Raw genomic sequence first — 20,827 nt, forward strand, 5'->3', positions numbered from 1 at the left:
CAGCGCATCGGGTACGACATACGCGGCGGTCAGTCCGGGTACGATTACCGTGCGCGGCGATGCCGGCACGGGACACGACAGCACAACCGGTCTGAGCCGCGATACCGCCAATGCGAACGGTTCAGTTGCAAACACCTTCGATGCGCAGAAGGTGGCGGATAACATGGCGGTCCAGCAGGGCGTGGTGCAGGTTGGCATGCAGGTCGTCGGTACCATTGATGACAAGCTGCAGGAGCGCGCGCGCGATGCGCAGAAGCAGGCATACCAGGACTACGTAGCGGCAGAGGCGGCGGACGACACGGACGGTATGGCGAAGGCGCAGGCGGATTACAACGCGGCGTCGCAGCAGTTCGCGTTGTGGGGCAATGACGGTGCGGGACGCATCGGATCGCATGCGGTTGTGGCTGCGGTGGGCGCAGCCATGGGGGGGCGGGAATGTGGCGGGCGCCATTGGGGGAACGGTTGCCGGAGATGTTGCCGGCAACGCGGTGAGCAATGCAACCGGAAACACGGCCGGTGGGACACTGCTGTCCAACATTGCATCTGGCGCAGCAGGCGCTGCCGCTGGCGGTGCGTTGGGCGGTGCGTTGGGCGGAGCGGGCGGTGCGCAGAGTGGTGCGAATGGCGCGTTGGGCGCTGACCTGTACAACCGTCAGTTGCATCAAGCCGAAAAGTCGCTATCGCAGCAGCTGGCGAAAGCGGCCAATGCCAAGGGGCTGACGAACGCTGACGGGTCACCTGTTACAACAGCAGATATCGCTAATCAGCTTGCGCAGATGGGCTACCAGGCGAACGGGGTGTTAGAGAGTGGGGCAGCCGCGACTGTCAAAGGTGAGATGCCTGACGACGGTTCAACATGGAAGTATGCGGGCGTGGACCAGACCAGTGGAAAGGCGATCTGGGCGCAGACGCCTGGTCCAGCGAATCCCGTGCTGCAAGCGTTCATCCTGCAAAACACGAACGGCTCAGATGTGCCACTGTTGCAACAATACACATCGTCACCAGTTGGCGCACAATCGCAGTATGGTCCGCAGGGGATTTCGATGGGATCGTCGGCAGGTTCGATTTGCCCGCAAGGAGATTGCGGAGTGGCGTACTCGACGCCTTCGCAACAGCAGGTCTCTGATGCGGCCGGCTTTGGTGCGACGCAGCTTGATCGTGTCGCGGCGATGGCTACCGCGTTATCAGCCGCTGGGATGCCAGTTCCGTTCGTTTCGGCCTCTGCCGAAGCAATTGCTGTCTGGGCGTCGGCGGGTTCTTGGTTTCTCAATGGAGTCCAACAGGCCGCCTCTCCTAATTTTGGTGGCTACTCTGTATCGAATGCCATTGGCCAATTTACCGGAGCCATAACGAACAGATATCCGATGGCTGCACCGGTGATCAACGAGTTTGGTAGCATCACCAGCAATAGTGGCGTAGCTCAGAATGCTCAAGATTGGATTAACACCCAGTGGGCAAAAGTTAAAGGGAAGTTTCAGTGAAAAAGATTAGATTTATCATTGACGGAAATATTGCTGAGTGGGCGCGGATCAGTCTTATCGCGATAGGCATCTTGATGCTGGTCAGCGGGCTTGCCATTGATTCTCTCCCACCAATCATAGCGATAGCACTGGCGGTTCTTGGCGTTCCAGTCGCGGCAATAGGCGGATATGCGTCTCGTGCAGAGGCGCTCGGATTAAAACCGTTTGACAGATCGTATGAGAATGCTCGCAAGTCGTATGAAGTGAGTGACGATGAGCCGGACAAGTCGCAATAACAACTGAGGGGCCGGCGGCGCGAAATCAACCTCCAAAGCATCCAGCATCTGATCCGCCAGCCGAGCGGGCGGCTCCGGGCAAGCTCCGTGAACTGCGCGATGATTTTGTACTGGCCAGAGTCCTAGACTTCGCTTTCGTCCGCTCGCGGCCTTCGCCCGGGCATTTTGCTGGTCTACAACGAGAACGTTGAGCCGAACAATTCGGGTACGCGGGCGATCTACCGGAGCGAGAATGGCGCATTGCTCGTAGGTGGCAGCCCTATGGTTGGTATAGCAGGTGTTGTTGGTGGAATGCATACATATAGAGGTGACGCGGAGGTATTGGCGAACATGCTCTCGCTGGGTACGTAGGCGCAATTTGATTCAACCAAGTGGCTCGACTGTGTTGACGTAGCAAATGCGTTTGCGACTAGCTATGTAACAGTTGGCATGAGTGTTGAATCAAGCATTTTCACAAGCATCGGTACGTAAATGGCAGGTGACATGCTTATGAAGCCCGGGATAAACTCAACTGCACCAGACAATATCGGGGCGACGGCTAACGCAGTGACCAACACTGGCTCCAGCGCTTTGGGTTGATACATCGGCGATGCGGAAGGCAAGAGGGCAGGCTCCTTTGCGGGCGCGATCGCGTCTGAAATAGCAAACTGGCTCAGCTCGATCGGACAGATATTTTTCACGCCACCCAACACGACTGTGCAGAAGTAGATCATGCGAACACGGTTTTTGACTTGGCTTTACTTGACGTTATTCCTCGGACTGTCAGGAGTATTGATCGGCACGATTAAACTATGGTTGGTGCGCTACATGTCATCATTGCCATTGCCTAGTCTGCATGAGCTAACGCTTAACAGCATAGAGATTCTTGTTGGAGGAGCACTCCTTTTATCAGGCGGCGGCTCATTTTTCGTTGTTTTGGCGAATTGGATTTGGCAGGACAAATTTCCTTTGCGAAAGAAATTTTGGAAGAAAGATTGATTTGTATAACAAGTAGATAGCTGTAAAGCTGCAGTTGCTTCATTGTAGTCCGTACTGTTGCAGCTTCAATAAGGAGCTGGAAACCCGTCCAACTTCATCACGCTCCGCTATGCACTGGAGGTGCAAATTCCCGTATAGCTGCAGGAATGCCACATACGAGCAAGCGGCCACAGCGCCGAAAAATCGACTCGACCGGGACATTTACGCCAGCGTCAAACGGGTGCATTACGGCAGAATGTGCGGCTGGATTACCCAATTCAGACCCGCGCAACAATCCGGATGTTAGCGTACAGGCTGGATTTCATGTGCCCATCTCCCCGGGCATCGCCGTGGGGCCGAATTTTTCGTTCACAGTGAATGATGGCTCGACTTCGTGAAGCCTGATATTGCACTTGGGAGCTTGGGCGATGTCGGAGTAAGTATTCACGCTATTCAAGACCGACATTGATCGCGCTCGGTATCGGCAAATACCTGGGCGTGCAGCTAACACCCGGTAACGTAACCGCGTGGCAAGAAAAGTCGTGGTACGACGCCACCCGCTACACTAACGGTGTTTCGGTTGGTTTCGGGGCGGGGTAACGGCAACGGCAGCGATACAACCTGGACCAACACGCATGTCAATGCTGGCATCGACTACCTCAGATAGGGCCGCTCCGCCGCAAATAGCGCGCGCTGTGCAAAGGTGCGCCATTCTTCGGGGGCGCGGTCTCCCATCACGTAGATCCCTGCGACCAAGGCCTGAGCACGCAGCGTCACGGGCAGACCATCCAGTACACGCACCGCCGCAGCCGCATCGCCACGTCGCGCGAGGGTGAGGAAGCGGTCCAGCCTGGCCGGAAAATCCGGGATGTCGTATTGCGTAGCCGCCATCGACTGGAAAGCCTGGATGGCAGGTGTGCTGGCAGGGGCTCCCATGCCAAGCGCCAATATCGCCGTATACTGGTCGATGCCCTCGTCCGCAGACAGGCTTTGTGCACGCGCGCGTAGCGCGGCCGAAGCACCGTACGAAGCCGCCGCCATCCGCAGCACATGTGCGTGAGCGGGTGTGCCAACGGAAGACGACACCGCATCATCAAGCTTGCCGCTGGCAAGCAAGGCAATCGGCGGAAGCGCCCCGGCAGGCAGCGTTGCCCCAGGCTCGAACATCAGCACATCGCGCACCGCGGGAGACTGCTGAGCCAGCAATGCCTGCCGGGAGCTCGCGGCTTCTGGATCGATCAGGCGCGCCACGCGCAGCAACTCGACGGCCGCGGACTCGTGCAGCGCCAGACTCTTCGACAGCGCTACCTCGTAGTCGGCCAGTGCCTCATGGTATCGCCCGTGCATGCTGGCATCCCAGCCGGCGGCATTGGCAAACCACGCAGAATCCGGCCAGCGTCGATGCCCGGCGTCGAACGCGGTATCCTGAACAGGGCCGGCCGGCATGCACCGCGTGACGAGGTAGGCAAGGTCTGATTGGTCAGGCGCTTTATCGGCTAGTGCCCGCTGCCGCGCACACACGGCATCGTGTGCAGCCGTGCCCTTGGTCGCGTCCTGTTCAAACCGCATGGCCACCACGTCGATCGGGAAGCGCGCACGGCGAGCCGCGAAGGCCTCGTCGAAACCGGGTACGGCGCTGGACAGGCTCAGCCAGTCGGACAGATATGCGCTGTCGGGCGCATCGAAACGAACATGCGACAGCAGCATTGGCACTGCAGCGGACTTGTCCTTGAACTGCGCGACGAGCAGATCAGGCGTCATGTCATCACTGCCCTCAAGCACGGTGCGAATGCCGCCGCCCCCCTTGGTCTGGATACTGGCGGGCGGCGCGGCAAACACCACATCCGTGGTGGCGGGCTGCCAACGCTGCGGCGGCAACAAGCGCGGGGGTTCTGCGCTGCCAAGGCCGTAGACTGCCGTCCATTGACGCAGAGGCGCGGCGCTTGCCACGGTGTAGACCAAGCGTTTGTCAACGCGATCAATCGGTACGCGGAACGCTTCGATCGGGTCTCCGTCTTGCGTTTGCGCTGCCACGGCAATATCGCGGCCGGCATGAACATCAACGCTTGCATGCGAATTGGGCGCGAGGGCGAGCCGTTGGCCGTCGACGGTGGCCACCACCGGGCGCGCCAACGGGTTGTAGACCACCACTGTGGCTTCGTCGATCGACCAGCCGAATACCAGCACCGCGCCAACAATGCCAATGGCAACGAAAGCACGTGCCAGCCCCGGCAAGAACCCATTGGCCGAGCGAAAGCGCTCCCAGAAATCGGGATACTCGATCCGCTGGGAACGCTCGGCATCGATGACGAGCGTGTCGTAAGCGGGGGGCGCCGCCGGCACTACAGTGGGCGCCTCCAGCAACGGCTCGCCACGAGTGGCCGCTGCGATGCTCTCCTCGGTACACAGCAACTCGTCCAGTACGACGCGGCTGAGCCTCGACAGACAACCGGCCGTGTGGTTGACCCAGCTATCCACGAGGTGCAGCCAATCGCTGATGTTCTCGCGCACCGGGTTGTGCAGACCCAGTTCGCCCAACATCGCAGACCAGCTTTCCTGATCGAGTTTAGCCAGAACCCGCTCGCCCGGCTGAACATAGTCAGCCATGCGAAACACGTTGTTTAGCGAGCGCTGCACAGTTTCCGCACTAGCCAGGACGTCCTTCACGCCGCGCGCGTTGACCGATCCACTTGCGGCCGCACGTTGCCAGCAGCGTGCGAGGGCGGCCTGCGTGTCGCGCAGCTCGGCCTCGGCATGGTGGGCATAATGCAGTACGTGCAACAGCCCTTTCAGATAGGTATGCCATTGTTGCGACAGTTGCTCGGCATGCGCCTGGTGCAGGCTGCGCACATGCTTGAGCACAGCCGCCAAACGCGCGCGCACCTCGACACGTTCCGCACCCACCGCGTCGATGGCCGGCTGCAGCTCGCTGCGCTTGAGAATGCGCCCGCGATGGCGAATCACTCCATCGGCGACGGCGTACACGCCGTCACGCAGTGAGCGCAGCAGCGCGTGCTCGTGGTCCAGTACACGCAGGGCCTCCAGATCCTGAGTGATCGATTCCGGATATAGCGTTCCCAAATCGAGCGCGCCGTCTGCCGGCATCTGTCCGTAAAGCTCGTCGGCACGGGCGGCGTGGCGTGTAGCCGGGAAACCCAGATAGATGCCGCGATAGTGTGGCTTGAGCTGCTCAATGGCGAATTGATCGTCAAGCAGCTTCAAGGTGACGTCCGGCTCAACCACAGCGTGCTCGGTCCCGCCGATCAGCTCCCGGGTCATACGCTCGCGCAAGGCCGGTGCGTTGTCGAAAATGGTCCAGGCGCTGCGCGTGTCTTCCGGCGCAAACAGATAGGTGCGCTTGGCGTTTTCTTCACGCTCATGGTTCATGGGGTGGGTTGCCCACATACGCGGCGGTTGCGCTAGCTCGGCCTTGAAGACGCGGAACGCTGCCGCGTCGCTGGCGGGCACCTGCGGCCGATGACCGTATGCAGGGTCGTTGTAGATTCGTCCGAGCCGGGCCGCAATGGCCTGTTGCACGACAAAGATGTCGCGTGGCGGACGCTCGGCACCGGTTTCACCGCGTACGACACCCACAGCGCGCTCCCAGGCGTCGTCGGCCACCTGTAACTGGTGCAGCGCGTGGATCAGTGCGTCGCTGCCGGTGAGCGAGACGGCAACCAGGTCGGCCTGCATTTCCATCTCGCGCGAGAGCGCCCGCTGAACGACCATGACCAGCCGGAACCCCGTATCCACGATCGAGCGCAGCGCCCACACGATGAGGCTCAGCCCCCAGCCGATCCACGCCAGGCGAAAGTCGAGATGCGACAGGCGACACAGCAACCCATCCAGCGCATCGCGCTTGCCGACGATATGCGCCGCGATCTGCTGCGTGGTGTACACCCACCGCCCGAGTGCCATGGAGCGCTGTGCAAAATGCCCAAACTCGTGCGCGCAGACTGCCTTGAACTCGCCCAGATTGAGCATGTTCACCAGTGCCAGGCCGATCTCCAGATTCTTGCGCGACGGAAACACCAGGTTGACCAGCGACAGATCATAGAACACCGCCGCATTGACCCGACCACTCACGAACACCTTGTGCGGCCGCGGCGCGCCGGCATCGTCCGCCACCTGGTCGAGGAAGGCAAACAGGCCCGGCTGCTCCGCGCGCTTGAGTTCGATCACGCCCGCATACTCCCCCTTCTTGATGAAGAACAGCGCCTTGACCAGGAACACCGTCAGAAACAGGCTGCAAACGCAGACAATAAAGTCGACCGGACTCGAATGCGCGTTGAGTGCCAGCAGCCGATTGATGCCCGTCATGGCGAACCAGATGGTCAACCCGAGATACAGCACGATGAACGTGACCAGCCCAGCCACTGCCAGCCAGGCTTTGCGCTTATAGGAGACGCTGGGCCGCGTGAAACCGGCCGGTACTTCCGAAGGACCTGCGGGATAGTGGTTTTCCATGGCAGAGGTAGTATCCGACGCCAATTTAGAAAGAACAGCATAACTAGCGTTAACGGCACCAACTCGGGAAAGTGGAATTACGACACTACCTTGGCTTATTTGTGTCTTCTTCGTACTGGCGGCGTTCTTCAGTCTTATCTTCGGCATTCCATACGTACCACCTGTCAGAATCGCATCGGTCCATTGGCCGCGGCTTCCGTCGATTGGAAATCCGCCATGAACCAGTTTGCTATCCCGTTCGGCGATCGATTCATGCAAGCGCGCGGATAACGATTTGGTTAATCGCCTCGCCCACAAAAATGCGGACAGGTTTGCCAGTGTGAATGCCATCGGCCCGATACGCCGTCGAACGCACCACACGAGTCGCGCCTTGCCAAATAACCAGCGGCTGCGAAGACCGCCAGAGGCACAACGGGCAACAGTGCTTTCGCGCGTCAAATCACTGTGGGGATTCCGGTAAGGCATAGTCACCAGCAGTACGCTTGCTGGCCATTCGTGATGTCGATAACAGTGCTGTAGAACGGCGCCGTACAGGACGCCTTGAACAGTCTCGATTACTACGTAACCTGCCGAGCCCTTGTACACCGCTTCGAAAGGCAAGCATCTCTCCTTGGCTGACGGCCTTCAGGCATCGAACTGGTGCTATCGGCCGAGATGGAATGGACACCGCCCTCCCTCCGGGGAATTGGGCACGATTGAGGGCCTCCAGGACCGAACGGCATCGATGTGCCAAAGTGGAGCTGCGACACAACCACTTGAGGAACGGAGGCCCCAGATGAATGCTACGACATACGGACTCGACATTGCAAAACGGGTGTTCCAGCTGTACTGGGTCGACGCCCAAACTGGCGAGATCGCGAATCGGAAGTTCGGACGAGACGATTTAATTGCATTTCTGGCGCGGCGCCCCGCCGGTCGCGTCGCCCTCGAAGCTTGCGGAAGTGCTCACTGGTGGGCGCGTAAGATTCGCGCGCTCGGACACGAGGTCGTGCTATTACACGCCCAATTCATTCGACCTTTCGTGCAAACGAACAAGACTGATGCGGCGGACGCCCGGGCGATCTGGACTGCAGTGCAGCAACCCGGTATGCGCACGGTTGCCGCCAAGACAGAGGATCAGCAAGTAATGCTAAGCCTTCATCGTATGCGCTCGTTGCTCGTCAAGTTTCGAACAATGCAGATAAATCAGCTGCGTGGGTTGCTGTATGAATTCGGCGTTACGTTTCGTGCAGGACGTGTAGCAGGACTCGACGAGATCAGGGAGCGCATGGCAGAACTCGAAGACACACTGCCACGATCGATACTTCTTAACCTTCTCGAACAGCTGCGTCGCATCAACCTGTTTGAGGAGGACATCAATCAACTCGAGAAGCGGATTGGCGCCTGGCAGAAACACGAAGCTGCATGTCGTGCGATCTCCGAAGTGCCGGGCATCGGCCGCCTGACTGCAACGGCCTTAGTCGCAACAATTGGAGATGCGAAGACATTCAGGTCGGGGCGCGAGTTCGCAGCGTATCTGGGGCTTGTTCCTCGTCAGAATGGTACCGGCGGAAAGATACGGCTGGGCTCGATCTCCAGACGTGGCGACCCATACTTGCGTACGTTGCTGATACATGGGGCGCGCTCTGTTCTGTGTCACACCAAGGTACCAACCGCATGGCAAGAGGCAATACAGGTGCGACGTCCAGCAAATGTAGCAACAGTGGCCCTGGCGAACAAAATGGCGAGAATCGCCTGGGCGATCCTCGCTCACGGGACTTCGTACGAAGCGCATCATGTGAGCAACAGACCTGCATAGCAGGATGAGCACTTTGAAGCGTTGAGGAACTGGTAGGTTGCTTGGGTTGATTTCAATGTGATGGCGAGACAGGTCGGACCGCAGGAACGCAAACCTGAACACAGTCTTGTGCTTCAAGCACGTGGTCGAGATGAGGACGTTCCTGGCGTATTCCATCAGGGCCCGCAGCTTCGGCTTGCAAAAGGCCGCATATAAGACCGCAGCCGATACCTCGTTCACGTATCACACAAGATCAACCTGGCAAACCGGGCGGTGTCCATATAAGCCTGTGTGAAAACGCACTCATCGCCTAAACTGAATCAACGCATTGAGACCGGGTGACTCATGAAGCGATTCGTTGAAGGCGATGACCGCAAACAGGTCGCACTACTTCCCGAATGCGTCGACGACTATATAGGACAGGACAATGCGGTCAGAATCATAGATGTCTTCGTCGACGAACTGGACCTTGCGGAACTTGGCTTCAACGGCGCTACGCCGGCAGTCACAGGGCGGCCGTCCTACCGGCCACCCTGTACAGGAGATTGATTTGACCGAGCGCTCGTCTGAATCTCGCGTTACTGGATATCCCGGTGACTCGTTCGAAAGATTGTTTATCGACCTGGGCGAACATTCGGCACACAAAGCGCTTCTTCTGCTCACAGACGCGATTCATTGCCAGCAGCGCGACATGAACGCGTACGACTGGCTTTCGGGTGCGCTCCCTGGTGCGACCTTGAAACCAGCATTCGCGTTCGGTACGGTTGGCGAGCTTTATCGCTCCTTTGTGAGGCCGACGGAGTTTGCACGTCTGAACGCCCTGCGACGCTCGTAGCAGATTTTCTGCCATTAGAGGTGGTGGTAGTCGATAGCGCGTCTCATAAGTCAGCGCCTGACCGTTGGTGGCGCGATTAAAATGCACTTTCGCTTTCTCGCCTCCACCTTGCGGCCGGCATCGACCGGGTGGTACACCTCGACGCAGATACCTCGGCCGCATCGGACGAGCAGATGCGTGGCCTTGATCAGGTCAACGGCGCGATGAGTCAGCTCGACGACGCCTGTAGCGCAACGCGGCATTAGTCGAAGAGGCAACGGCGGCAGAGACGCTAGAAGAACAGGTCAATCAGTAATGCCACATGCTGATGGCGTTTCGTCTCAGCGGCAGGATGAGTGAAAGTGGAGAACGGCAAGAAAGGCGTCGGGGAACACCAGCAGACAGCAACTACAGCTGCGTCTCGGAAGAACTTCGGTAAAAAAGCCAGCGCCCGTCGTTGACGGGGTACTTGTACACTGATTACCGCGAACCTGGCTGCGGCGCGCCCGATACCGTCGATCCCGACACGATAGCGGCCCGCCTCAAACAGGTCCGCACCTCCCTCACGCTTGCACTGCTCGGCTCGCACCCTATCCCGTTCGTGCAGAAGGACCACATTCCGTTCTATCGGCAGGCGCTGCCCGAGCATCTGAACGGCCTCAAGCTGCACGCGTTAGGTGCGAACTGCGAAACGCTACGCGAATCGACGTATCTGTCGGTTGGCGGCGGCTTTGTCGTGACGGCGGGCGCGCCGAGTACGGTGGTGCTCGCCGCTGTCGAACAGTTGCCGCATCCGTTACGCGGCGGTGCCGATTTGCTGGAGATGTGCAAGACGACGGGCAATTGTCGCTCGTTGGGCAGGACCTGAAACGGCGTCATTTTTCGCGCGCGCCCGCCCAAGCCATGTCGATGCATTTTATGTGTCATGGCCCGAGGGGGCCGGGCGCGCTACCACCGACTCACAACAGGACCGCTTGCTGCAAAAGTTCCAGCGCCTTCAATTCGTCCAGGCGACCCGTGCGTGCCTTACCTGCGAGCGTCTTGATCAATGCTTCCGCTATCGGTTCAATACCGTGAAGATTGTCCAGGCTGGTCACGGAAGAGAAGGGAAGCGGTACGGGGTTTCGCTGCAGTATTGCCGAGGCGGGGAGCGACTCAGGGGTCGCCGGTTTGGCTGCCGGTGCCTCGCCATTACTTTCTTCAGGTGGGCGGCCGGCACGGTCGTCGCTGAAGTCATTTACATGATCTTGCGTGCTGACGACGATCGTCTCTTGCTCTCCTTTAGCATCCACCGGAACGGGCGAGGGGCTTTCCGAATCGCCCGGGTCGCCCGCACGTGGGCGCTTCGTGTGCGCCTTCGCTTTGGAGAGCTTCGTCCCTGGCGCGCCAACGTCTGTTGCGGTCGCAAGCGGTTCGTGTTGTTGAGCGGATGCGCGAGCGCGCGAAGCAGGCGTCAGCATACGCGACACCGACTCTGGAATCTCGGCGTCGGTGCGCGGGCTGTCCAGCCAGCCAATTGGCAAACCCAGTCGGTCCGTGAACCGGTTTGCTTCGACACTGTCCATGCGCTTCTTGCCATGTAGCCGATCGGCTATGTTGAATCCACTCATCTCCATGACCACGCCAAGTCTTACTTTCGATCCGTTGCGACTCGTGAGAACGTGGAGGTTAGCGCGTCGGATGTTCTCCACCTCGGCGCTGTCGCTCAATGCCAGCGGTTGCTGTTGGGGCGTTTTAGGAGACGCCTTGTCTTTCGAAGGCGAAGCTTTGAGCGGCGTACGAGGTTTAGGCTGTTCGGGCATTTCGCTTCGACTGTTCCTGACGACTCTGGACGACCCGCCCGCTACTTTCTTTGGCATTTGTACTTCCTCGGACAAACTATCTTTAAGAAATGGTTGCTTATCGACGTTCAGGGCAGAAGCCGGCTTAAGTGCTTCCGACTCTACGTCGGGTCCGTCGTCCGTTTGAATGAAGTCGAGCGGTGACTTCAGGCGTGCAATGGTCTCGGCCGCGAGCGCAGGATTGGGCTGGTCAAAAAAGCCATGCGGTAACCCAAGCGTGGTTTCCATGTGAAAGGCCGTCTCGGGCGTGAACCTCTCGCCCTTCATCAGTTCGCCCACGCGCGTCATGTTCGATTCAAGTGCTATTGCGATATTCTCTGCGCCTACCGCATCGACCAGAAACTGAAAAGATCGTGTTTTGAAGATGGAGGCAGTCTGGGCGGAGTCGCGGGGAGGGGCCTTCACATACGGTTGTCCCTGCCGGTCGGGCGGAGATTTTTTTTCGTGGCGAGGATGGCGTTGGCCGTTGTCCCGGGATCCCGCATATCGCCCGCGGGCTTGACTCATAAACTAGGGCTCCATGCGATGTTGATATTCTGAATATCTTGATTATAGAGGAGGCGATGCTGTCATCTGATGTGTCGGTCGCTACCTATGCGTCTCCGCCGGGCGTCCAGCGCCAAAACGGCCGTCCTCATGCTGTCACATTTCGACGTTAAGCTTTTCGCCCTCGGTATTAGATCCACCGTTGTGGGTCGTCATCGAACGCCAGTCACTGGAAACCTGACGACCTGCGTATCTCTCTTTGCATCAGGAGCATCACTTGTTGAGCGCCCACGAATTCGCAACATTGATGCTGGTCAGGGACTCCGCCGATCACATTGCCGAACGGGAAGAACTTGGTACGTTGCTTGAACAGCAACTTGTCGCACTGGAGCGACTTGCGGGCGGAGCAGTACGCCCTCGCATCACGGAGGACGGAGAGTCTCTTCTCCGTCACCTTGCCTTTATCCATTGATGAGAGAAATCCGTCGGGTGCCGCTCAGGATCTTCCACCCGCCCGACTCGCTGGCGGTAGGGCCTCAACGCAACGCTTCCAGACGGCGTTGGCAACGTTTGTCATCTCCACCGCGTCGATAGCTCTGCATGGCCTTTGTGCGGTCCGGGACAACGCTCCTGTCCTCTGCACCCCACACGCCCTCCCAGAAAAGTCCGAGATTGTGCGCTGAGGCTTTGTGCCCCAGTTCAATGGCCTGCTCGTACAGCGAGCGCGCACGGCTCACGTCCACCTGCATGCCCCGCCCGAGCCGTGCGCTGTCAGCGAGCGCGGCGGCGGCCAAGCCGCGCAGACGATCCTCTGCGGTTTCGTCCTTCATCACGTCTTCAAGGATCGCATTACCCCTCGCAAAGTCCGCCTCCCCTCCTGTGGGTGTAACGAGGGATATGGCCATTGCCGTTCGCCAGGCCGGATGGCGGTTCGCGCCAATGCGCTCCAGTAACCAGCGGCCCAGATACGGGGCATGGCTTAACGTGCTGGTGAGAAGGGCGTTTGCGATTGCGGCGAGCGACTCCGGTGACAGGAATCCGGTTTTGTTTGCCGCAATGACGTGGCGGGAGAACTTTTCGACATCCAATGTAGGGTCGGCGCGACGCAACTGATGCCATTCGCGCTCGATTGCCCCGACCCAGCTTTCCATTTGCATGGTGAGCGATCCCGTGGTGAAGAATGCACCTTATTCTAGCTCACCTTTTGCTGATTGCAACCTGCGGGTTTAGAAGTCTGTGGCGCCCGCCGCCACGCAAGGCAGCATCAAGACTGTGCCACGATACGGGGGCCAGGATTTCATCTTTGAATAAGGATTCCTTAATTAATCAACGAGTAAAGCAGTGCGCAGGATCAGCAGTGCAATCTGCTCCAAAACTGCTCGTTGTTCAGACGCACGGGGTCGGTATGCTTTGTTGGTGTATCGACGCGGGACCAGCCAGACGCTTGCCAACAATGGCGCGTGCAATGTAATCAACGCGATGACGACGACCGGTGACGGTTTCAACTCGACGCCCACTTCACGCAGCGTGGTCAGCGTGGTCAGCGCGGGTGTGGGTATCGTGCATCGGTTCTGACGCCGGTTGAAGTTTCTGAAGCAGGACAGGGCGCTGCGATTGCGCCGCTTCGCAATTCATCCTCGTCGCTTGCGCCCGCCCGGAAATTCTCTCTGGTCACTTTTTATTCTGCGAGCGCCCGTCGTCCAGCGACTCAAGGAGTGCCCGAAAAGCATTGAGTTCCTGGCCGAAGCCGCTCCAGTCTGCTGCTTTTGGCCGTTCGAGCGCGCGGTTGTAGTGCGCGAGCGCCTCACGGGCGCGCGTGTCCGGTGTGCCTGACGACTTCGATGTGGCCGAGGTACGCGGCGATAACCCGCTTCAACTCCGGCAACTGCCCGGACGCTGCGCGCGGGTAGAGCCGCGAAGCGTAGAGAATCGAATTCTCGATCGGCACCACCACGAGATGGCCACGGATGACGCGTGAGCCCATCTGGTTCCATAGTGAAATCTGTTGTGAGATCTCGGTATTTTGCTGATTCGCGCCTTGCTCTGGAATGGTCCGTAGACCAGCTTATCCTTCAGCAACGTGTAGACGATGAGCTTGCCCTGCTCGGACGGATCCCTACCTCGCAGCGCCCAGTTTTGCTGTCGCCGTTCTGGCTGCGAGAATGCTCCGGATGGTCGCAAGGGAATAGTCGGCGACCGGACTCGAGGTTTGTCGAAGCGGCGCGGAAAACGCCGGAGTTCTCACGCCAAGGCGTCTGCAAACTGTCGAGAGGTAAGGTTTGCCCGATCCGGCGCACTGCGCGACAGCGCTGACGATCGCGGCATCGCCAACGTGCTTGCGAAGCCATTCGAGGGTTTGCCGATCTTTCTCGTTATAGACCCTGACCAGGTGCTCCATTACGCCTCCCGAAGTGCTGTATATAAACACAGTACTGTAAATTTATACAGTTTCCAGGTAGATGGCAAGGACTCGTGGTTGCTTCATGCTAGCGTGCCACCGGATCGTAGGTACCATAGCGCCCACCCATGCGAAATAAAGGGCGCTAACGAACGTATGTATCGACTTTGTATTCCGTATCTCGGGTTGTCCCGCTTTTCCTGCCATGGCATCCACGTGGGCATCGCGGGAGCCTGTCCATGCAGGTAGGTTGTACAACGGATGGTCGTTGTCGTCGGACCGATAATGGTCTATATTTGGTCCTATCAGACCTGCAATGGAGCACCGGATGCATATCGCCGATCACGTAAAACCAATCAGCTACCTCAAGAGCGAAGCGGCACAAATCGTCAAAGACCTGACCGATTCGGGAGAGCCGCTCATCATCACGCAGAACGGCGAAGCAAAGCTGGTTGTTCAGGATGTGCGGACGTATGAAGCGACGCAACAGACAATCGCACTCCTGAAGATCCTGGCCATCGGTCAAAAACAGATCGACCGCGCAGATCACATCGACGGCGACGAATTCTTTGCGGAGCTTAACGAACTCGACCGCCACGAAAAGCTTCGCTAATGTCAGCCCCGCTGTTGAAGTACCACATCCTGCCGACCGCCCGAATCAGCATCGATGAGTTGAGAAGTTACATTGTTCGAACATTCGGGTGGGAGACATGGAGACAGACGTCGGCGCAGATTCAGGAAACTGTCGCGCACATCCGTCAGTTTCCCGAAAGCGGCCACGTCCCCGCTGAACTTGAGGGCTTCGTTGATGACAGTTTTCGGCAAGCCATTTCTGGCAAGAACCGGATCATCTATCAGGTGCGGGACGACACCGTTTACATTCATCTCGTCGTCGACACGCGACGCGATCTGCTGGGCCTTCTCCAAAGAATCGTGCTGCGGCTGTTGTAAGCCACTACGACGTGACGCGGCCGACACGGGAATCAGGAGTCCTTGACCTGAAGGACGAGTATTCCGAAAGCGAGCTCGAAGAGGCACACCGGCTTGAGGACTTTCTGCTTGAGCTGGGCGGCGCCTTCACGTTCGGCGGACGACAGCGAAGGTTGCACATCGGTGACAGCTGGCTTCGGGGTGCAAACAGAACCATTACGATAAGAATACTTATCTTAATAGCGCTGTTTCGATCACGTTTTCTGTGAAAACTCCGAGCTAATGATTGGTCTGAGTCGAAGCGATCTGTCTGTTCAATGGCGCGTATGCTCTTGTTGCGCATACACAGCGGCGAGGGCTGGATTCGGCTATCTCCGGCCGTCCACTCGCCCCGAAGAGCGGTCCTTGGAACAAGCGCTTTTGTCATTGACAGTCAACCGGGTTTTTGGTCTGTCAACGTGTGACCAATCGATGGTCCCCTACGACAATGGTCAACGAATCGGACCGAGGGGGACTTGCTTCGAAATACTTGGTTGCGCCGCTTGTCGACGACACTTTTAACGATAGGGAGTGCCGTAAATGTAGTGGACCAACCCGTGTAAAGCGCCAGTTGCGTCATGACTTCCAACGCCCGCGCCCTGGTCAGCCCGTTGTTTATCGTCCGGTTCACGTAGAAGGCCAGTTGTGCGAGCTGCACTGTTGCAACCACAGTACTGACCGTCACGAGACTTTGATCTCTCGGCGTGAGGGAAAAAACTGAGGTACCTGCTCGAGTTCTTTCAGCCCCTCATCAAAGGTGGACACGATCGCGCCATCAAGGAGTTGACGTCCGCGCAGAACAAGCTGGGACAGTTCTACGATATTGCTGCAAGCGAGACCTTGATTCGCAGCGCGTCATTCAACGATGTTCCTGCCGAGGTCGTGCAGGAATCGCTGCAATGGCTGGAAAGCAGAAGTGCCGACGAATGCGTGCAGCATCGCGGCGGGTCCGAGCTATAGCTAGCTGACCGGCGCATTCAAGACGCCGCATGTGCATGGACGGTGCCAGCACTTGACCGACCTTAGACATCGAAAATTTGAACCACGGCGGCATCTGCCTGTGGAAATTGGACGTTCTTGCTACAGGCAGATACCTGGTCAGCCCTCCATTGCTCGTAGCTGCGACTTCTTGTTTCCGGTCGTGCCGTCGGCCTCGCGCAGCGCCGCGTTGGCCGTGACCAACAATGCTGCATCGTGGTTACGCAGCACTGCGTCAGCTGCGTCGAAAGCTGGTTTAAGTTCCTTCTGACCAGCCTTCGTCGCATTGCCGCGGTCCGAGATCGCCTCGGCTTCCTTCTTCAATCGCTTGACGAGTTTTGCAGCAAACCGGCTATCTAGCGATCTGTTCTGGACGAACTCCTTGATCTGCAGTGTCAACGTCACCAAAGCCTGTTCGGTTGTTTCATTCGACTCGCTGGCATCATCAGAAAACGATTTCTTGCCCATGAAAATTCTCCAGAGTGTTTGCTTTCGTTGGTAATCGTCCGAATCGTGCAAATTCTGGCGGTTTTCACGAAAAACGGCCGACAGATCAAACTTGCGTAAGTCGTGGTCGCGCGACATCCAGGAAACGGCAACGCTTGTTGGGCAAGCCTCTGCCCCTGCAACCGCCAGATAATGCACGGGACGTACGATTACCCCGACAACGACTGCCCGTGAACGGATCATCCAGACAGGAATTTATGCGCTCCTATATTCTGCCCAGCAGCAGCAATATGAGAACGACGACCAGCAGCACACCCAGCAGCCCGCTTGGCATATAGCCCCACGAGCGGCTGTGTGGCCAGGTCGGCATCGCTCCCATCAACAGGAGCGCCAGTATGACTATCAACAGTATGCTCAACATGAGACGACTCCTTTCCGACTCCGTGTTACGACGAGCCTGTCGCCGTTCTCTCGCCACGTGCCCGGAATCTTCGGGCCTTTCGCGAGGTAGCTCCGCAAAATTCAAAATGATGCTGGCATTGATTTGCCACGCAGTCGGTACGGTGGTGGACATCGGGATTTCTTTTTTCTGCCCTGAGTTCGCGGCTGCCGCGCGCGGGGGTACGGCCGCCCGGGATCATTGCCGGGCGTTCGGCGTGACGCTCTCGGTATTCTGGCCCGTAGCGGTCCGGTCCCGGACGAAAATTCTCCCCTTTCACGTAAGGGTTCAATTGCGTGCCCGCCTTGATAAAGCGCGCCAGCTGTATTCCCCGGGAGTGCTGCAGGCGGCATTGCGGTGGCCCGGCGTGAATGATGCGCGGTTTATATCGCCTGCAGATCAGGCAGCAGTCGGTCGAACTCCCGCTTCACCAGAGGAAGGCACGGGAACAACCAGTAGAGGTAACGATAGGGTACCCCGAAGTTTGCCTCCGGCTACGGGATCGAGTGCGAGCCCGCCGTCCGCGCGTTGAATTCGCTCAGTCCCAAACGCGCTCACAAGCTGACGCGCCCCTTGCCCGCTTTCCGGCTTAAGAATGAAGCCGGTTACGTTGGCTGGTTATGTAGCTAATGAGAATCAGCGCAGCAGTTCCCGCTGCCACTACGCAAGAGAGAATCACCAAAAGGGTTACCACCCATTCCAGGGCTGCTGCGAAGAAAACGGTCATTTCAATTCACCACTATTAATCCTGTTCCGCGCGAAGCTCTCAGCGTTCAAGACTCACTTCTACGGATGTACGCCGACAACTGAGGACGCGACAAGCAGTTGTGGGAACAGGCAGCCGGCGACGTTAACAGCGCGCCACCCTGTCACGCCTAGTTTTTGATCCTGTTTCCACCAAGACAGCATCCCACGGAACGAAGGCCGGGTGAACGCGGCATGCTGCGACATGTCGGACCCCAGATTGCAATGCGTGAATCGCACAGGTGTCGACGCTTGCGGCGGCCACCAACGTGGCTTCGCTGCCGCAGGGGCTGTCCGTAACACGTGCCGACTTCCCGCCTATGTCTGCGCCGCGAGTGTGACCCGGGAGGTGCGCTGGTGCACGCAGGGTCGACTTGCACGTTCTCATACCGCGTGCCGTAGGTCTGTACGGTATCGTGCAGCGCCCGCCTGAGACGTTGGCGCTGGCGAAAGCAGACTTTGTCGCTTGTGGACGTCCGGTCTCGACGGGTACCTTCTCCGCTGCCGGTTTCGGGCTACCCGGCGCTCGCATGTCAGGCACGGTACCGTACCGATTTCCATCGCATACACGTCCAACGTATTGGCTCTACTCAACGCCTCGCGTCACTCAAAGAACGGCAACGGTTGAAAGCCTGAATTCATTCGCGTGCGACGGTAGGCCTGGCATCGCATGCCGGCTTCGATATCAGTGAGGCTGGCAACTGCCCGCCCTCATGCATCCCATCGCATGTCGACGCAGATGCATGCCCGTACGGCACCGTACCGACGTTCGACGCAGGCGCGCGCATCGTGTCCACAGGCGCCGCGTGTCTCTCACAAGAAAACGGCCCAGGACAGACTCGCACAACGTACTTTGCCCGGTTGTCCGTTGAGGCCGCTCGACAAAGAAGGAGTGGTCCCCAGATCTTCACCGGACCGCAGTATTTTTTCCGCCGCGTTCGTAGCGGAGAGTGTCGTTGCAATGCCATTGCGCTGTTGGATGATTCAATTCGCGAGAGTTCGCATTGGTTGTCCAATCCGCTTGTCGCGAGTACACAGAGTTGCGTCCCGCGCATGAACCAAAGCCTGGATATGTCGCTACGGAGTCGTACTTGTACCACCTGCGGTGTTCAGAAAATGCTGGTCAATTGATTTGATGCCTCAGGTACCGGAAGTGTTGTTTGGGATCGGACACGCATTGACTGCGATTCAGTCCCAATCGGAGGCGCGATGATGCGGTCTCAAGGGATGATGCAGCACCGCCCCGCACGCAGCCGGCACTCGCGCCGGGTACCGCGATACCGGACCCTCCGCGTAGGTAATAGCGATGCACGGGCTCACGCGCAAGCACGAAAACTGCGCCCTGCACGAGCAGGTCGTTGGACGGTCTCGCCGTCCGATGGGGAGGCCGGCAAGACGCTGGTCTCCATTTCTACATCCGCAAGTTTTAGTTTGATTTGCGGCGTCATTAAGCGCATTGTGAAGTGATCCAGATGTACCTCTGGCCGCCTTTTTTTCGCATCCGGATAGACACAGTTCAATGACGGTCAGCACCATTTACGGAGCGCGTCATCATGACCATTCCCACCATCGAATACAGAGGGTACGAGTTACGCGCGTACGCTCATCAGGAGTTTCCGCTGCATCGTGACCCGTATGCCAAAGGTCCGCGGCGGTTTTCATCTGTCGTGCGCATCGACACCATTCAGCCCGGCGAGGTTAAGGCCCGGCGCTATTCGACGTTGTTCACTACAGCAAGTCCTACGACCGCGGGTGACGCCATCGACCTCGCGATGCAATACGGCAAGGACATCGTCGACGGCAACGTTCAGGCGAACGGACTCTGACTGAATGCCAGTCGGTCCGCAGCTGGAGTGGAGCAGGTCATGCAATATCCGCTTTATGTGCACCGCGATGGCGACACCGGCTTTCGCGCCAGTTTTCCCGATTTCCCCCATGCAGTTGCGCACGGAAATTCGATGGATGAACTGAAGAGCGACGCGCAGGACGTTGTCGAATTGGCCTATGATCGCAGCGAGCAACTCATACCCGCTCCCACCTGCAGTACATCGGAATTGCATGTGCTCAACATGGACGATGGGGAGGGAATCTGGATGTTTGTCGACATCAATCTGGCGCGGGTTACCTCGCGGGCCGTGGCCATCCAGTTCAGTCTGCTCGAAAGTCTGCTGCAGCAAGTCGATCTGGCAGCAAGAGAGCGTCACATCACACGCTCTGCGTTCATCACGCTGGCCGTCGTACACGAACTCGCGAGCAGGTACGAAGGACAGTTGTCCAGCGTGCCTGTGTCCGAACGGGTCTTCGTGGACGGATGACGCCGCGTGCGCCACGACACCGTTACGATGTGTCGCGCTGTCCAGACTATCAGGGCGGCGCCAATCGCCTGTCGGCGAACCAGTATGTCTCACAGGAGTGGGTCATGGACGATGACCAGGTCAATGCGGAAGAGTTGGCAGAAAGCAAAAGACGTAGAGAAGCCATGCAGAATGCGACGGATGATGGTATGCCGTTTGTCGCGGAAATTGAAGAGCGAGACGCCGCCGAGATTGCATACAGAAAGCCGAAGCAACGGATCAGGCGTGCGAGGAAATGGCTGGGCGCTGGCAGCGGCTTAATGCCATCCTGAGCATAGGGGGTTCAAAAAAGGGGACACAGCCTCGCTTGTAAACAAACAAAAAACCGGCAAGGGGCCGCTCTATCAGGTTCTATAAGGTGGCCCAGCATCGATGGCGTACAGTGCCTGATGGCGACGTA

Annotated in this window: 20 protein-coding genes and 5 pseudogenes; 15 read left to right on the forward strand and 10 right to left on the reverse strand. The window is 58.3% G+C overall.

The genetic code is table 11. The features are described from left to right. Nucleotides 1-121 precede the first annotated feature (121 nt). Nucleotides 122-394, reverse strand: a complete 273-nt coding sequence (locus C2L65_RS45940; RefSeq protein WP_156132309.1) for a hypothetical protein — start codon at nt 392-394, stop codon at nt 122-124. A 94-nt stretch (nt 395-488) separates the two neighbouring features. Between C2L65_RS45940 and C2L65_RS41940 the strand changes: the two genes are divergently transcribed. Both C2L65_RS41940 and C2L65_RS41945 read left to right on the forward strand, forming a co-directional pair. Then, nucleotides 489-1,481, forward strand: a complete 993-nt coding sequence (locus C2L65_RS41940; RefSeq protein WP_156132310.1) for a hypothetical protein — start codon at nt 489-491, stop codon at nt 1,479-1,481. Continuing rightward, entirely contained in the window at nt 1,478-1,756 is a 279-nt protein-coding gene (locus C2L65_RS41945) for a hypothetical protein (protein ID WP_042309154.1), read from the forward strand. The genes C2L65_RS41940 and C2L65_RS41945 overlap by 4 nt, the downstream gene beginning before the upstream one ends. Before the next feature lie 413 nt (nt 1,757-2,169). On the opposite strand, the gene C2L65_RS41950 is transcribed toward C2L65_RS41945, so the two are convergent. Further along, nucleotides 2,170-2,469: a hypothetical protein gene (locus C2L65_RS41950; protein WP_042309156.1), complete on the reverse strand. Its 300-nt coding sequence runs from the start codon at nt 2,467-2,469 to the stop codon at nt 2,170-2,172. Here C2L65_RS41950 and C2L65_RS45945 point away from each other — a divergent pair. Next, nucleotides 2,468-2,734, forward strand: a complete 267-nt coding sequence (locus C2L65_RS45945; RefSeq protein WP_156132311.1) for a hypothetical protein — start codon at nt 2,468-2,470, stop codon at nt 2,732-2,734. The two genes, C2L65_RS41950 and C2L65_RS45945, sit on opposite strands and share 2 nt — an antisense overlap. A gap of 633 nt (nt 2,735-3,367) precedes the next feature. Here C2L65_RS45945 and C2L65_RS41955 read toward each other — a convergent pair. Beyond that, complete coding sequence (locus C2L65_RS41955) at nt 3,368-7,327, reverse strand: M48 family metalloprotease (RefSeq protein WP_345789612.1); 3,960 nt, start codon at nt 7,325-7,327, stop codon at nt 3,368-3,370. Between the two features lie 628 nt (nt 7,328-7,955). Between C2L65_RS41955 and C2L65_RS41960 the strand changes: the two genes are divergently transcribed. The 4 genes and pseudogenes from C2L65_RS41960 to C2L65_RS41975 form a co-directional block, all read left to right on the forward strand. After that, complete coding sequence (locus C2L65_RS41960; protein ID WP_042317392.1) at nt 7,956-8,978, forward strand: IS110 family RNA-guided transposase; 1,023 nt, start codon at nt 7,956-7,958, stop codon at nt 8,976-8,978. 324 nt (nt 8,979-9,302) lie between these two features. After that, nucleotides 9,303-9,488: pseudogene (locus C2L65_RS41965) on the forward strand (IS5/IS1182 family transposase); the annotation flags it as partial. 19 nt (nt 9,489-9,507) lie between these two features. After that, complete coding sequence (locus C2L65_RS41970) at nt 9,508-9,792, forward strand: hypothetical protein (protein ID WP_042304718.1); 285 nt, start codon at nt 9,508-9,510, stop codon at nt 9,790-9,792. 481 nt (nt 9,793-10,273) lie between these two features. Next, nucleotides 10,274-10,612 (forward strand): annotated as a pseudogene (locus tag C2L65_RS41975) (serine dehydratase beta chain); the annotation flags it as partial. 118 nt (nt 10,613-10,730) lie between these two features. Here C2L65_RS41975 and C2L65_RS41980 read toward each other — a convergent pair. Beyond that, on the reverse strand, nt 10,731-12,119 hold the full coding sequence (locus C2L65_RS41980) for a hypothetical protein (protein WP_042312023.1): 1,389 nt from the start codon (nt 12,117-12,119) through the stop codon (nt 10,731-10,733). A gap of 256 nt (nt 12,120-12,375) precedes the next feature. Here C2L65_RS41980 and C2L65_RS46875 point away from each other — a divergent pair, with 256 nt between their 5' ends. Continuing rightward, nucleotides 12,376-12,570: a hypothetical protein gene (locus tag C2L65_RS46875; RefSeq protein WP_081921201.1), complete on the forward strand. Its 195-nt coding sequence runs from the start codon at nt 12,376-12,378 to the stop codon at nt 12,568-12,570. Nucleotides 12,571-12,634: 64 nt separating this feature from the next. On the opposite strand, the gene C2L65_RS41990 is transcribed toward C2L65_RS46875, so the two are convergent. The 3 genes and pseudogenes from C2L65_RS41990 to C2L65_RS46880 all read right to left on the reverse strand — a co-directional run bounded on the left by C2L65_RS41990 (nt 12,635) and on the right by C2L65_RS46880 (nt 14,496). Next, nucleotides 12,635-13,255 (reverse strand): SEL1-like repeat protein, encoded by a 621-nt coding sequence (locus C2L65_RS41990; RefSeq protein ID WP_042312027.1) that lies wholly within the window; start codon nt 13,253-13,255, stop codon nt 12,635-12,637. A 514-nt stretch (nt 13,256-13,769) separates the two neighbouring features. Beyond that, nucleotides 13,770-14,231 (reverse strand): annotated as a pseudogene (locus C2L65_RS41995) (UPF0182 family protein); the annotation flags it as partial. After that, a complete protein-coding gene (locus C2L65_RS46880; protein WP_081921203.1) occupies nt 14,215-14,496 on the reverse strand; it encodes a CppA family protein in 282 nt (93 codons plus the stop codon). The pseudogene C2L65_RS41995 and the gene C2L65_RS46880, both read right to left, overlap by 17 nt. Before the next feature lie 328 nt (nt 14,497-14,824). Here C2L65_RS46880 and C2L65_RS42005 point away from each other — a divergent pair, with 328 nt between their 5' ends. The 3 genes and pseudogenes from C2L65_RS42005 to C2L65_RS42015 form a co-directional block, all read left to right on the forward strand. Next, a complete protein-coding gene (locus C2L65_RS42005) occupies nt 14,825-15,109 on the forward strand; it encodes a type II toxin-antitoxin system Phd/YefM family antitoxin (protein WP_042312033.1) in 285 nt (94 codons plus the stop codon). After that, nucleotides 15,109-15,447, forward strand: coding sequence for a type II toxin-antitoxin system RelE/ParE family toxin (locus C2L65_RS42010; RefSeq protein WP_081921205.1), 339 nt, complete (start codon nt 15,109-15,111; stop codon nt 15,445-15,447). Before C2L65_RS42005 ends, C2L65_RS42010 begins: the two co-directional genes overlap by 1 nt. 41 nt (nt 15,448-15,488) lie before the next feature. After that, a pseudogene (locus tag C2L65_RS42015) lies at nt 15,489-15,626 on the forward strand (PDDEXK nuclease domain-containing protein); the annotation flags it as partial. A gap of 233 nt (nt 15,627-15,859) precedes the next feature. Here C2L65_RS42015 and C2L65_RS42020 read toward each other — a convergent pair. Next, the gene (locus C2L65_RS42020; RefSeq protein ID WP_081921207.1) at nt 15,860-16,150 is read right to left on the reverse strand and encodes a carboxymuconolactone decarboxylase family protein; all 291 of its coding nucleotides are present in this window, start codon (nt 16,148-16,150) and stop codon (nt 15,860-15,862) included. 23 nt (nt 16,151-16,173) lie between these two features. Here C2L65_RS42020 and C2L65_RS42025 point away from each other — a divergent pair. Beyond that, nucleotides 16,174-16,433 (forward strand): annotated as a pseudogene (locus tag C2L65_RS42025) (CHAD domain-containing protein); the annotation flags it as partial. Nucleotides 16,434-16,563: 130 nt separating this feature from the next. On the opposite strand, the gene C2L65_RS42030 reads toward C2L65_RS42025, so the two are convergent. Together C2L65_RS42030 and C2L65_RS42035 are read right to left on the reverse strand one after the other, a co-directional pair. Further along, the gene (locus C2L65_RS42030) at nt 16,564-16,911 is read right to left on the reverse strand and encodes a hypothetical protein (RefSeq protein WP_042312158.1); all 348 of its coding nucleotides are present in this window, start codon (nt 16,909-16,911) and stop codon (nt 16,564-16,566) included. A gap of 244 nt (nt 16,912-17,155) precedes the next feature. Then, nucleotides 17,156-17,311 (reverse strand): DUF3309 family protein, encoded by a 156-nt coding sequence (locus tag C2L65_RS42035; protein WP_042312160.1) that lies wholly within the window; start codon nt 17,309-17,311, stop codon nt 17,156-17,158. A gap of 2,315 nt (nt 17,312-19,626) precedes the next feature. On the opposite strand from C2L65_RS42035, the gene C2L65_RS42040 reads away from it, so the two are divergent. The 3 genes from C2L65_RS42040 (at nt 19,627) to C2L65_RS42050 (ending at nt 20,699) form a co-directional block, all read left to right on the forward strand. Next, on the forward strand, nt 19,627-19,899 hold the full coding sequence (locus C2L65_RS42040; protein WP_042312038.1) for a hypothetical protein: 273 nt from the start codon (nt 19,627-19,629) through the stop codon (nt 19,897-19,899). 39 nt (nt 19,900-19,938) lie between these two features. Beyond that, nucleotides 19,939-20,388 (forward strand): type II toxin-antitoxin system HicB family antitoxin, encoded by a 450-nt coding sequence (locus C2L65_RS42045; protein ID WP_042312041.1) that lies wholly within the window; start codon nt 19,939-19,941, stop codon nt 20,386-20,388. Nucleotides 20,389-20,492: 104 nt separating this feature from the next. Continuing rightward, nucleotides 20,493-20,699, forward strand: coding sequence for a hypothetical protein (locus C2L65_RS42050; protein WP_042312163.1), 207 nt, complete (start codon nt 20,493-20,495; stop codon nt 20,697-20,699). The last annotated feature ends 128 nt before the right edge of the window (nt 20,700-20,827 follow it).

This window comes from Paraburkholderia terrae (assembly GCF_002902925.1).
GTDB classification, from domain to species: Bacteria; Pseudomonadota; Gammaproteobacteria; order Burkholderiales; family Burkholderiaceae; genus Paraburkholderia; species Paraburkholderia terrae.

What these genes read in the sequence shown, in the direction of transcription:
- C2L65_RS45940 (WP_156132309.1), bottom strand. Translation starts at nt 394, where the DNA reads ATGCGATCCGATGCGTCCCGCACCGTCATTGCCCCACAACGCGAACTG.
- C2L65_RS45945 (WP_156132311.1), top strand. Translation starts at nt 2,468, where the DNA reads ATGCGAACACGGTTTTTGACTTGGCTTTACTTGACGTTATTCCTCGGA.
- C2L65_RS41950 (WP_042309156.1), bottom strand. Translation starts at nt 2,469, where the DNA reads ATGATCTACTTCTGCACAGTCGTGTTGGGTGGCGTGAAAAATATCTGT.
- C2L65_RS41955 (WP_345789612.1), bottom strand. Translation starts at nt 7,327, where the DNA reads ATGCCGAAGATAAGACTGAAGAACGCCGCCAGTACGAAGAAGACACAA.
- C2L65_RS41960 (WP_042317392.1), top strand. Translation starts at nt 7,956, where the DNA reads ATGAATGCTACGACATACGGACTCGACATTGCAAAACGGGTGTTCCAG.
- C2L65_RS41980 (WP_042312023.1), bottom strand. Translation starts at nt 12,119, where the DNA reads ATGAGTCAAGCCCGCGGGCGATATGCGGGATCCCGGGACAACGGCCAA.
- C2L65_RS41990 (WP_042312027.1), bottom strand. Translation starts at nt 13,255, where the DNA reads ATGCAAATGGAAAGCTGGGTCGGGGCAATCGAGCGCGAATGGCATCAG.
- C2L65_RS46880 (WP_081921203.1), bottom strand. Translation starts at nt 14,496, where the DNA reads ATGGAGCACCTGGTCAGGGTCTATAACGAGAAAGATCGGCAAACCCTC.
- C2L65_RS42005 (WP_042312033.1), top strand. Translation starts at nt 14,825, where the DNA reads ATGCATATCGCCGATCACGTAAAACCAATCAGCTACCTCAAGAGCGAA.
- C2L65_RS42010 (WP_081921205.1), top strand. Translation starts at nt 15,109, where the DNA reads ATGTCAGCCCCGCTGTTGAAGTACCACATCCTGCCGACCGCCCGAATC.
- C2L65_RS42030 (WP_042312158.1), bottom strand. Translation starts at nt 16,911, where the DNA reads ATGGGCAAGAAATCGTTTTCTGATGATGCCAGCGAGTCGAATGAAACA.
- C2L65_RS42035 (WP_042312160.1), bottom strand. Translation starts at nt 17,311, where the DNA reads ATGTTGAGCATACTGTTGATAGTCATACTGGCGCTCCTGTTGATGGGA.
- C2L65_RS42040 (WP_042312038.1), top strand. Translation starts at nt 19,627, where the DNA reads ATGACCATTCCCACCATCGAATACAGAGGGTACGAGTTACGCGCGTAC.
- C2L65_RS42045 (WP_042312041.1), top strand. Translation starts at nt 19,939, where the DNA reads ATGCAATATCCGCTTTATGTGCACCGCGATGGCGACACCGGCTTTCGC.
- C2L65_RS42050 (WP_042312163.1), top strand. Translation starts at nt 20,493, where the DNA reads ATGGACGATGACCAGGTCAATGCGGAAGAGTTGGCAGAAAGCAAAAGA.